This window comes from Mesorhizobium sp. M0028, from assembly GCF_040323855.1.
Lineage (GTDB): Bacteria > Pseudomonadota > Alphaproteobacteria > Rhizobiales > Rhizobiaceae > Mesorhizobium.
In genome coordinates, this window is record NZ_JAMYVG010000044.1 from 1 (window position 1) to 10,909 (window position 10,909).

16 protein-coding genes and 1 pseudogene are annotated in these 10,909 nt (G+C 58.6%); 1 reads left to right on the plus strand and 16 read right to left on the minus strand.

What is annotated here, in order from left to right:
• From NKJ93_RS33310 to NKJ93_RS33375, 14 genes are all read right to left on the minus strand, one after another.
• Window positions 1-219: hypothetical protein (locus tag NKJ93_RS33310; RefSeq protein ID WP_352516369.1), on the minus strand; the 219-nt coding region annotated here is incomplete at its 3' end.
• Window positions 220-634: 415 nt separating this feature from the next.
• Entirely contained in the window at window positions 635-910 is a 276-nt protein-coding gene (locus NKJ93_RS33315; protein ID WP_156948355.1) for a hypothetical protein, read from the minus strand.
• Window positions 804-1,022 (minus strand): HK97 family phage prohead protease, encoded by a 219-nt coding sequence (locus NKJ93_RS33320; RefSeq protein ID WP_084643140.1) that lies wholly within the window; start codon window positions 1,020-1,022, stop codon window positions 804-806. Before NKJ93_RS33320 ends, NKJ93_RS33315 begins: the two co-directional genes overlap by 107 nt.
• Before the next feature lie 15 nt (window positions 1,023-1,037).
• Entirely contained in the window at window positions 1,038-1,280 is a 243-nt protein-coding gene (locus tag NKJ93_RS33325) for a hypothetical protein (RefSeq protein WP_023722868.1), read from the minus strand.
• Window positions 1,281-1,314: 34 nt separating this feature from the next.
• A complete protein-coding gene (locus NKJ93_RS33330) occupies window positions 1,315-1,683 on the minus strand; it encodes a hypothetical protein (protein WP_156948351.1) in 369 nt (122 codons plus the stop codon).
• A 24-nt stretch (window positions 1,684-1,707) separates the two neighbouring features.
• On the minus strand, window positions 1,708-2,319 hold the full coding sequence (locus tag NKJ93_RS33335; RefSeq protein WP_352468039.1) for a hypothetical protein: 612 nt from the start codon (window positions 2,317-2,319) through the stop codon (window positions 1,708-1,710).
• Window positions 2,320-2,612: 293 nt separating this feature from the next.
• Window positions 2,613-3,242 carry a hypothetical protein gene (locus NKJ93_RS33340; RefSeq protein WP_023722865.1) on the minus strand — a complete coding sequence of 210 codons (630 nt, stop codon included), beginning with the start codon at window positions 3,240-3,242 and terminating at the stop codon, window positions 2,613-2,615.
• A 70-nt stretch (window positions 3,243-3,312) separates the two neighbouring features.
• Window positions 3,313-3,492, minus strand: coding sequence for a hypothetical protein (locus NKJ93_RS33345; RefSeq protein ID WP_031195317.1), 180 nt, complete (start codon window positions 3,490-3,492; stop codon window positions 3,313-3,315).
• Window positions 3,493-3,840: 348 nt separating this feature from the next.
• Complete coding sequence (locus NKJ93_RS33350) at window positions 3,841-4,287, minus strand: hypothetical protein (protein ID WP_156948347.1); 447 nt, start codon at window positions 4,285-4,287, stop codon at window positions 3,841-3,843.
• A gap of 77 nt (window positions 4,288-4,364) precedes the next feature.
• Window positions 4,365-4,592, minus strand: a complete 228-nt coding sequence (locus NKJ93_RS33355) for a hypothetical protein (protein WP_156948345.1) — start codon at window positions 4,590-4,592, stop codon at window positions 4,365-4,367.
• Between the two features lie 31 nt (window positions 4,593-4,623).
• Window positions 4,624-4,830, minus strand: coding sequence for a helix-turn-helix transcriptional regulator (locus NKJ93_RS33360; RefSeq protein ID WP_084643138.1), 207 nt, complete (start codon window positions 4,828-4,830; stop codon window positions 4,624-4,626).
• Window positions 4,831-5,126: 296 nt separating this feature from the next.
• On the minus strand, window positions 5,127-5,588 hold the full coding sequence (locus tag NKJ93_RS33365) for a tyrosine-type recombinase/integrase (RefSeq protein WP_051409784.1): 462 nt from the start codon (window positions 5,586-5,588) through the stop codon (window positions 5,127-5,129).
• Window positions 5,479-5,865: a phage integrase central domain-containing protein gene (locus NKJ93_RS33370; RefSeq protein ID WP_023722859.1), complete on the minus strand. Its 387-nt coding sequence runs from the start codon at window positions 5,863-5,865 to the stop codon at window positions 5,479-5,481. Before NKJ93_RS33370 ends, NKJ93_RS33365 begins: the two co-directional genes overlap by 110 nt.
• A 348-nt stretch (window positions 5,866-6,213) precedes the next feature.
• Entirely contained in the window at window positions 6,214-6,480 is a 267-nt protein-coding gene (locus tag NKJ93_RS33375; RefSeq protein WP_031195313.1) for a DNA -binding domain-containing protein, read from the minus strand.
• Between the two features lie 646 nt (window positions 6,481-7,126).
• Between NKJ93_RS33375 and NKJ93_RS33380 the strand changes: the two genes are divergently transcribed.
• A complete protein-coding gene (locus NKJ93_RS33380; RefSeq protein WP_031195311.1) occupies window positions 7,127-7,597 on the plus strand; it encodes a Ros/MucR family transcriptional regulator in 471 nt (156 codons plus the stop codon).
• Window positions 7,598-7,834: 237 nt separating this feature from the next.
• On the opposite strand, the pseudogene NKJ93_RS33385 reads toward NKJ93_RS33380, so the two are convergent.
• Window positions 7,835-8,034: pseudogene (locus tag NKJ93_RS33385) on the minus strand (cold-shock protein).
• A gap of 1,687 nt (window positions 8,035-9,721) precedes the next feature.
• Window positions 9,722-10,150, minus strand: a complete 429-nt coding sequence (locus NKJ93_RS33390; RefSeq protein WP_031195309.1) for a DUF309 domain-containing protein — start codon at window positions 10,148-10,150, stop codon at window positions 9,722-9,724.
• Between the last annotated feature and the right edge of the window lie 759 nt (window positions 10,151-10,909).

Here is a 10,909-nt window from a genome sequence, read left to right on the forward strand (position 1 = left end):
CTGAGGGCGATCGTGACGAATTGGTGGCGAGGAAAAAGTCCCTGTGGGTAACAGATCGGCGATCTGCAAAATTGGCTGCAAACCCGTCCGAAAGCTCGCCAGAACCCAAGGCAAGAGCGCGCGGTAAGTGAAGCGTGCCAGCCTCTTGCCGCGCGTACTTCGTTCGCATGGTTCGATTACATTAGCTTGATCTAATATACTAACCAGCCAGTCGAGCATTCCCGAACGCTCGCTGGTCAGGCCCAGCGGCCGCCCCCCTAACCCAAGCTGCTGGGCCGCCCGCTAAGGAAGTGCGTTGTATCACTGATACGGTCGTCGGTGACCGCCTCCGTACCGCGGCCGTGATCGCAACCACGTCACCGATGCCAACGCCCCGCATCGTACCACTCAAACGAATGGCCTGGATGCGTTTAGTATCCATTCTCGGGAGACCCACGCCTGGGTGTCGCTTGGGAGACAAGTGACTCCCCTTTAAAGGCATCGAGATGCTACGAGCGCCGAAAAGTCAGTTCCTTAACCTAAAGATCGGGCGATTTGCCAGCGGGTTGTCGACCAGATAACCGCCGACGCTAAATGGTACAGCACTTCGATAGACGGTCAGATTCTGGCCTCGACCACGCTGAATCTCTTTCAATCAGGGGTCGTAAACGAAACGAATTTGCTGGCACATGTTGGCGCGCGGCGCCACGACTTCACTAAACTGACAGGCTAGCTCCACCCGGGCGGAAACAGCGCGTTTCAGCAAATCGTGAATTGACCTGCATCCATGGAAGCCGGTTGGCGGCACGGCAGTTGGCTGAAGATCAAGAGCTACATGGTGGAAGAATATGACTTGCTCGGCGGGTGGACCGGCCGCTGCGATATTTGCTGTCGCGGCGGCCAACACACCCAAGTGGCCGGCTGCTGTCATGCGACCACAGAGCCGCCACGTCAGGATTGTGGAGCAATGAGTTGTCGAAAGATCCGCGCGCAAACTGTTCAACGAAGAGACCCGCGATAGTCGCGGGTTGGCTCCATTGGATGGCGTAGCCCGATACTCAGCCATTCGTCAGCCTCTGCAGGCGCTTCTCCGCTTTGTCTAGCGCAATGCGGCGCGCGATGACCTTTGCGCTGTCACCACGCTTGGTGTGCTGTTTATCGCCCGGCAGTCTCACCAGACGTTGACCAGGGCGCCCCTTATCCGTGGCGGTTTCGTATTCTCGCCGTTCCATACTCACACTCCCTTGCGCACAGCCGCGCAGAACGCGCTGGAAAAATGCGAAAGATTCCCGTGCGGCCATTGAAAATGACCTGATGCATCGTGAGCTTCCAAATCTATGCGCAACTGTTCCAACTCGCGAAGCGGCACCATCGCGGCCTCCAATGCGGCGGCGCGCGACAGCAGCACGGCTGCCGTATGTCGCGACGCTCCCGCAGACGTTTAGAAATGATGTCAATGGCAACCATAAGATCGCCGACCAACTTGCTCAGTTCGGCGGCACGCTGCCGTTTTCCCGTCGCCGAGTCGGGTTCATCACCAAGCAGGGCTGCAACGCTGGACGGAATGGACGGACCGCGCGCTTCGGCCAGTTCTTCACGCGGGCTCGCAAGCTCGCGATCGGCCAAACATTTTTGGGAGTTTAGGTCCTGAAGTTGCCGTTCGAGTTTTGCGAATTCCGGGTCGACATCGGTCAATTCGGGCATTACGAAAGGTCAGCTTTTGACATTTTACTGGTCTCCAAAAAGTTCATTGATGACGTCGACAAGCGCGGCGGCATTGATTTCGACAGATTTGCGATGGCGAGAGGCCTGCCAGTGACTTGGCGCGCCCGCGTTGAAGCGTCGGGTGTCGATCTGGTCGATCGGCACGACTTCCGGCCAACTATTGACTACGGTGATGATGGTCTTTGCTGCCCGTGCTTTCGCCTCTGGCGAGCCAGTTGCAGCGATCTCGGCCAGGACGTCTAGCTCTTCACCAGTTGTGGCAACACTGATAGCAAATGGCGCGCCATCAGGAACGCCTTCACGGCGCAGGGCGCGGTAATCGCGCACCGCGTCAACAACAGCACGCAAAGGCACGTCCAGCGCCGCGCCAAGCATGAGTGACGCCACGTCTTGCGGGCTGAGATCTGGAGATGTCCAAGGCGCACCGGGCGGCAGAACAGCGGCGTCCGTGAGTATGCGGGCTACCGCGCCCACGCGCCCTTCATCGAAGCCGATACGCCGCACAATGGCGGCTACGGCTTGTAGGCATATTTGATCCTTGAGTTTGGAAATTCGTGATTGCGATGGTTTAAAAAAAACACCGTCGCAGCCCTGAAGGCTGGACGGTGAGCGCACGCAGCCTGGCCGGAACGCGCGCAATAATTCCCGCCTCTGGTGCCAGATTGACGGGTTGCGCCTGACGATGACGAGGCGTAGGGCCCAAAGCGGGTGGGACGCCGAAGCGCCCCATTCGTTGCTGTTGCCCCTTTAGGTTTTTGGGGCCACGATTTGGCACACGTCCCTAAGCGGCCCTGATTCTCGGGTTGTCATTCGCCACCGCCAACTTCGCCCACTTGCCAGCCGCCAATAGCTCAGCGCCTCCGCGACGGTCTGCATATCCGCCTTTAGCGCCGAAAGCCTTGCCGACCTCAGCAATTGCCGCCTGCTAAGATGACCTCGATGACAGTATCGATATTGGCCGGTGGGGTGATCGGATCGGCAGTTCCAGCCAGCCGTACGTCTCCACGACTCCTGCCCAACTTAAGCTGGCCTAGTCCGCCTATTGCACCCAGAAAGAATGCGCCAGGTGCGATCTCTGGAGGATGGAAGCTGAAGCAAGTTGCCGACGTGAATACTGCGTCGGGATGTATCCACTCCTGCGATTTTATAGAGACACCTCGCGACACCGTATCCCAGTTGCCTGCTCGTGCCGGTTCCGGTTCGGCATCGCCGAGCCGCGGTTGGGCAGACGGCAGCGCTATGCAGGCATCCAACGAACGTGGATCTGGATTCTTCCCTCTTGGCCTGCCGTCCTTTCGGCTCCGGTCGACATGCAGTCCCGCGTCAGTGGGCAGGTTGTCGTTGGCGGCCTGCGGAAGGCGCTCTCGAACGATGAGCCACAATGCGGCGGCCCCCTTCCCGTCGTGCTTTTTCAGCCAATTCCAAGCTGGCCGACCGCCACGAAAACGAATCCGTACAGCGGTGCGCTTCTCCGCCGGGTTGGCCTTCAGGAAGGCGTCTGTTGCTTCTAGTATTTCCTTGCGGGTGGTCTTTGTCATGGGTGGTCATCCCAATTCGAGAAACCGGCCAGGCCGGGTAGTCCGTTTCCGCAATGCGCGGGACGGGTAGTCAGTCGTCATCCTTTAAATCTTCGGCTTCGTCCTTGAGCTTCTGCCAGTCAGCGCCGTGCTTCCGCAATAATGTGCGCGCCTGTTTGGCCGATAGGTCCGTGACTTCGGTAAGGTGCTCTACCTCAAGTTCTGCGCCCTTCTTAACGCGGCTATCGTCGCTCTTTTTCTTCACGGCCATATCTCCGCGCTCCTCGCCCATCGATCAGAGGCAACGAGCGCTAGTGAGCATTGTTCCGGACCTGTGGAACTATCTGCCCGCCGCATTGGTTTCTCCATTGAAAGGAGGACGATCATGCTAAAATTTTTACTTGGTCTTGGCGCGCTCATGCGGTGTTCCAAATCGGCCGAGACTTACAACGACAATCCTCCTAAGTCCCGCTTCAAGATGACCTGGTTTGACGACATTGCTGATAGCCGCCCTAAGAACTTTCTCATCAAGGGCGTCTCTCTCTCGATGTAAATAATCCCGGCCGTGTCGGCGTCACATTCTGGAATGTTGTCGACCACAACGCACCAGCGGAGGGCCTCACTGATATCTGCAGGTTCGTTGTCGGATCGCGGCTGTAACAGTTCGCGCTTGAACGTGTAGTGGTTCCCAGGCCACGTCTTCCGGCGCAACCATGATCGATCCGCCTGTCCTGGCCATATTGCCGTAGTGAAAACTGGCCAGCCTCTCTGCGTCGCCATTGTTGATAAGGTCGAGGAACCTTTCTGCTTCAGTGTGGGTGCGGTCATTCGGCGTCGGCTCCATGAGCGCGGCAACAGCGGCGCTGGCAATTTCGGCAACAAGAGAACGAGAAAACGTGACGACGCGCCCACCATGAGCGTTCGGCGCGAAAACGGCGAAGCCGCCATCGGGTCGCTTGGACACCTTCAGATTATAGATTTTCACGGCATCATTCAGTGCTACGTCGACGCGCGCAATGACGTTGCCGCAGCCTGGCGGCTCCGGTCGGGCATCAAGGATTTTCAAGGGGAGCGGTCCAGTCTTGGAGTGCCGCCGTTGGTCGGCGGTGTTTTTTGAAGAAACGCCGCGGCCCGTCAGTGTGCTCACTCTCGAGCGATGCGCATTGCTGTCATTTCAATCAATTCGCCAAGGAAGCGGATGCTGACTAAGCCCTGCGCTTCTCGATCTTTGTCTGTTCGGTCGATGGGCCACTCCTCTTGCAGTAGGTGCAAGCCGGTTGCGAACTTTTCCCTATTGAAGTCCGGAACATCCTCTATCAAGCGGATCAGAAGATGCTGCAGGAACGCCTTCTCGGTAGCCTTCCAAAGCATAAACATTTCGCAACAGTTTCGGCATTGTGGCTCATGCTGCCGCGCTCGCGGCGATATGCTTATCAATCCACTCTTCGACCTCGGCACGCATATATGCACTACGTCGTTCGGATAGCGAAACGGGCTTCGGGAACCCCCCGGCTTCGGCCATCAAAATCAATAGTGTACGAGAAAGAGACGTGGCTGCCGCCGCGTCTTTTGGTGCGATCAGGCGCGGTCGGTTGTCGTTTGCTGTCATCGGAATCCCCAGTGCAACCCGGCGCAAAAAGAGCGTGCGGAAAATCCAACGTGCGAAGGGGCACGTTCAAACTCTGAATCTTTAGAGAGGGATTCGGGTCGCCGTTAACTTAGGCGAGGTAAGCCAAGGTGAAGAACAATATGCGTTTTCGCCTGTAATGTCGATATGGTCAACGGGCTTTATTTTCACAATACTGTGCCAGTCTACCATCAAGCCGCGTCTTTTTTGCGACGCGGTGCCACGTCTGTATGCGGCTTCGGTCTTGTCCTTGAGCACATGAGCCAAGGCCGCCGCGGCTACATCGCGCGGGTAATCGGTCTATCGCCAGCCCAATCACGGAACGATGAGCGCAGACCATGCAAGGTCGCATCGCCCGCACCAGCGGCCCTAAGCGCCTTCGTCATCGCTGTGTCGCTGATTGGCCTTCCGTCGCGTCCACCTTCGAACACCAGATCGCTGGTCGACTGCTGCTGTGTAGCGCGGAGGATTGTCACGGCGCGCTCGGAAAGCGGAACCTCATGGTCGCGCGCAGCCTTCATCTTTGCGGCGGGTACCGTCCACAAGGCCGCATCAAGGTCGATCTCCGGCCACACTGCGCCGCGAACCTCACTGGAACGCGCTGCGGTCAATGCGGCGAACTCCACAGCCCTAGCTGACACGCCAGCGGCGGCTCGTAGGCGCTTGATGATGGCAGGCAGTTCCTTGTAGCCGACTGTTGCGTGATGGCCGCGCGTGAGCTTCTGTCGAGCCGGAAGCATATCCTTCAGGCCTCTCCGCCAGTCGGCAGGGTTGTCGCCGACATAAAAGCCGCCTCGCCTTCGCGTGATCCATTACTGCTGCAATGCACATGCGGAGGCGGTCAGCAGTCTCTGGTATCTTCTCCCAGATCGGCTTCAGCGTCTCGACCACGTCGTCGCGCGCGATCTCGGCGATCGGCCTCTTGTGCAGCGGCTTGGCATATTCACGCAACGTCATCGACCACTGCGCCTTGTGCTTCCCATTGCGGAAAGACTTCTCCTTCACCGCTATCTTCATCGGAAAGCGAGCCGGGAAAGTGTCTCGCTTGACGATTCGAAAGACCCGCTGTTTATAGCTTTTTCATCGGCTTCTTTCGTTATCGTTGGCGTCGGAATTGTCCTGCCTGCATGGTTGGCTTTTCATGTTGGCGGTTCGGGTTTGGTTGGCCTCGTGTTGCTGTCGTCCAGCGTGGCGGGTCTGGTGCTCGCACCGGTCGCCGCCATCTGGTCGATCGTCATGATGGAGCAAAGAACTGAGGTCTTTCAATTTGAACCTAATTCCCGCAGCCCCGACCGTGAGACCGCTCTTTTCGCGGACGCCGTAACCACATCTGAACAGGCGGAGCGTGTCGCCGCCTGTTCGCCCTCATCCGGCGAACAATTCCTTGTAACCGGTCGTCACCATCCAGTTCGCCCGATCGAGATGGCTTCGCACAGTTTTCCGGGCCCGCTCCGGCTCTTGCACCGGATCGATGCCGAGGATGACCTGCGCCATCTCCTCATAGCTTGCCTCGTCGGCACCTGCATCCAGGAGCCTCAGGTAGGTCGTGAAGTGCTGACGGTCGTAGCTGGTCAGGCTGTCAGACCAGGGCACTTCTTCTTTAAGACCTGGTTTAACGTCTGGATATTTCATCATGACATCGGGCTCCGGAAGTAAGTGATCGAAGAGCGATTGTTCTTTTCGACAGCCTAACCAAGGATGGGAAACATCGTAGCTAAGACACCATCGCGATCATGACCCGCAAGCGCCCGCTCGAGGCGATATGCGCATCTTCTGACCGGTTCGACCCAGGTGAGGGATGAATTGCAAAAAGCTCAAGACCGTGCGGCGCGCACATCGGGTTTCGCATTGTTGGCCATCAAGGTCGTTTGTGACCACAGGATTAACAGGCAAAGCTTGTGCTTGAATTACCGTGATGCTCAGCATCGGTTCAACCACCTTATTCGAGTTCGTAGCGCCTGCCGAGGGCGCGCTGGCCGGGGCGCAGGTCAAATCGAAAGTCAAGAACCGAAGACTAGCTACCGCGTCCGTGAGGGCTTCGTGAGCTGCGCAAGGACGACCTTGGGGCTTCATGGGTGGCGCAAAGCATCTTTGGCCCTTCGTTTTGCCCGGCCGACAGCGCGCAGATCAACACGCCCACGACGGCGGATGCAGCGCTATGGTCCTCGGTGCCGACGAGCATCGCGATAGTCCTGCCGGGCTGTATTTGCTTTCAGCGGCGACCGCCACTATGAAGCGACGCTTCGCCGACTGTGTTTCACGCCGCCTGGAGAGTTTCATGACAGAAGAAGCCGCAAAAAACATTGACACCCTCATCGAGCTCACCGCCGATGTCGTCTCAGCCTATGTCTCCAACAATCCGGTCCCGGTGGGGGATCTCCCTGCCCTGATCGGCCAAGTGCACGCGGCGCTGAAAGGCACGGCCGCAGGCGTCACCGCACAAAAGCCGGTTGCGCTTACGCCTGCTGTCCCAATCAGGAAGTCGGTGACACCGGACTACATCATCTCCCTTGAAGACGGCAAGAAATTCAAATCACTAAAGCGCCATCTGTCGACCCACCATGGGCTGACGCCAGATGAATATCGCGCCAAATGGGGCCTGCCGGCGGATTATCCCATGGTCGCGCCGAACTACGCCGCGGCGCGCTCGACTTTGGCCAAGACGATGGGGCTCGGCCGCAAACCGAAAGCGCCGGAAGCGCCGGAGCCGGCAGTGGCGAAGCGGACCCGCAAGAAGGTCGCAGGTTAGAATTTCGGCAATCGAGGTTCGTTCTGGAGCGCGCAACTGCCGTCGGCATTTGCGCAGAATACGAGAAGGCGGGGACAGCCCGCCTTCAACTGCAAACATTCTCGTTTCACAAGAAGCGCGTCCGCTTGCAGCAATCTGCTGCGCCGAGCCCTATTCTCGCCCGCTCTTGTCGAGCGGCCGTCAGTACATCCGGACTTGCCGCGTCCTCCCGGCTCTTGCCGGGGGGCAGGAGAAAAATCAGCCAGCTTTGCTGAGGCTGCCAGCGGAGGATTTGCCAGTGCGGCGATCCTGTTCGATCTCATAGTTGATCTGAGGGTCGAGAGGCCCGCGCGTTCGACAGCGGAAATGTGGACGAAAACATCCTGACCGCCATTGTCGGGCTGGATAAATCCAAATCCCTTGGTGCTGTTGAACCACTTCACGGTTCCAGTTGCCATGTGCGTATTCCTTGTAAAGTTTGCAACACGTTCTGGTTCGGCGATCATGCCGGGCCGTTCATAGTATAACGCAGCAAATGCGAAAGACCGGAAGGCCCGGAGCGACACGCCGTGGTAAGCGCATCGTGCAGCCAGTGGACTGGCCGCGACCAAGCGGCAGTCGCAAAGGCAGACGAAACTAACGCATCACGTGGTGAACCTTGCAATGAGGAGTCGGGGGCCGGCACCTCGTACGATCGCCATCGTCAAGAGGAGTCGGAGCGTTAATCACTGCGGCCAGCGCGGATGCGATCGATCGGGCGTGCGTTTTGCTGGGATCAGTCCAAAGGTGAGTCAGGAACAACCGCCCAAGCGATCGACGACTTCCTGCTTGATTTGATGACCCTGGTGGTTGTTGTAGAAAACACCCGCAAGAGGCTCTACAATCCGGCGAGGCAGTTGGCGCGCGTGAGATTGACCAGGATCAGGCCGTTCTAGGCTGATTAGAGCGCCCACTCTCGCGAAGAAGGGGGCCGATCTGATCATCGACAAAATCGAGCGCAGCAAAGCTGACCTGTATCCTGTGGGTGATCGCTGCTGCGATTCCTCATTCACCACCCAGCGTCTGGATCAACGACAACGAGGGCTGCGGAACAAGCCTGGTCAGCGCCACCTCTTGCGACTTCTCAACCCACACTAAGGGTTGATCGGTGGAGGAAAGCCGATGCGATGTGCACCAAGTGTAGCTTTGGGATTGCCGACCGCTTGCGGAGCGCAATCCGTGCCCGGCCACCCATGACATCCGGCATGCGGACCATCAGCAGCATAATCAGTCGCAGGTGACCGATTCAAAAAATGCATTGGACGGGTCCGATTTACACGGGAACATGCGAGCATGGACAAGGGTGGCGGCCATCTTCATTGCATTTTGAATATTTTGCGGCTTCGCGATGGGCCTAATAAAGGCGACTGCGTGGGCGATATTGTCGTTATGGCGGTCATGCTGACAGCAGGACAAGAGATCGGGAGCGTGGGCCCCGGCCTCAGCGGTTAGCCGCTTCAGTCGTGGCTTGGACGACAGCAACGTCTTGGAAAACCGTTGGAGAATGCGTGGGGGCGGGTGGACGAAAGCGTGCGATCGGCCTAGACGACATTCGCAACTCTCCTGAGTCTGCCGAGAGCCTATGAGGCAGCAGCGACCCTTTGTCGTCGAGATCAAACAGAAGCGTTGGCTCGTGAAGCGGCCACACTCAATCTGGGCCGGCATCGACTTGGCCGCCATCACGAACGATATCGCGGAAGCGAGACTGAAGGTCCGATCGCTGAAGCGCCGATTGTTCCTTGCGAAGATATCCGTTCTCGGCCCATGGCCGCCGTTGGTGAAGCAGTACCCGACGCCAAGGACGTGATCATGCCCGACGTATCGCTTCCTAAGCCGCCGACGGTTGAGGAAGCGCCGGTTCCGAAGGCATCGAACGCACCGACTGGAGGCAGACGGACCCGCAAGAAGAAGCGGTGGCAGAAAGATGTTGCTTTGCCGCGAGATGAACGATGGAAGCGGCGCCTGCCATGGGTGCTCCGCCAGCGCCGGGCTGTGCCGTAGGTCAACTGCGCCAGGATTGAAGCTGCCCTTGTCGAACTGTCCATGACAGGTCGGCAGTGCACCCAAATAACTAAGAGGCTTGAACCGTACTGTAGGGGTTGCCTATCAGACGCCCTCGGATTTAGGGGCGAGAATGAAATCGAAAACGGGCTCAGGCTGGCCAGGCATCGGCTCTCGCAAAACAGCCGGGAAAGTTGTGGCCGCTTCGGCGTGTACCGCGAGCGCGGCAGGTGTCATTCCGAGTGCGGCCTCAAAGGGCCGGCTCGGCAGAGGCGCCACCCGACGAAAAAGCGCTGCAGCTCTCGCCGCATGGCGCGCGGCAGCGACCGGCTTTCCCTCGCGGATCTTCACCCCGGCCGCCGCCAACAGGATCAATCCCTTGAACAAAAGGCGATGCTGAGTGCTTTGTTTCGCAGCGTGCCAAAGAGGCTCCCAAGCCTCATGGGCTTCCCAGTAATAACCGTGATTGAACAGGTCGATACCCCATCGGAACCCGTTTGAGCTGAGTGATTCCTCGACGGCAACAACGGTCATCGGGTCGCTTTGGTAACTGTGACCCAGCGGGTCGCGAACCGGATGCGGATGTTTGCCAGGCAGGTATGCGTAGCCCGGGAAATTCTTTTCGGGTAGCAAGCGACGACGTGACATAGACCCCAGCAATCATGAAAGCACGTCGATGACAATCATGTCATATGGAATCTGATGGACACCGCTGCATTGGCTGCTGGGTCCTTCCATCCCTGAGATTTCAGCCTCCGCCGTACACGCACGACGCCGGACGTCTTCGGTGGCAGACGCCGATAGCGCTTGACCGTCTTGAAGCCCGACTACTCGCGCACCGAAGACTGACGCTGCTTCTGCGAGCAGCAAGCCCGGTCGCAAGGCCGAAGGCGACGCCAGGGTAGTTCGGATCGATCTCTGCCCGGAGCCAGTCGCGCCGGCGTTCAACGTGAGCAGTTTGATGACGGGAACGAAGCTGGGTCTCACTGCGGAGCGGCTGCTGCTGGCGGGGATTCGCGCGCTGGTGCCTCATCGCCGCCGCGCCATCTGCTTAGCCCGCAAGCTAGGAAGCGGCGCTCAGCCGGCTAGAACGGGCGAAGTGACCAGAGCTCCGAAGCTGACGCAAGCGTACGGTCGGCAGCAAGTGGCATATGGACGAGACGTACATCAAGTCCGCGGCCAATGGATGTATCGGCTTCATCAAGCTCTACACGCTGCGACTGCTCCCGGGCGCCCCGGCCCATCGCAAGTAGCGGAAACGGAAAGCGCCCGCCCAGGGGGGCGGGGCGCTGT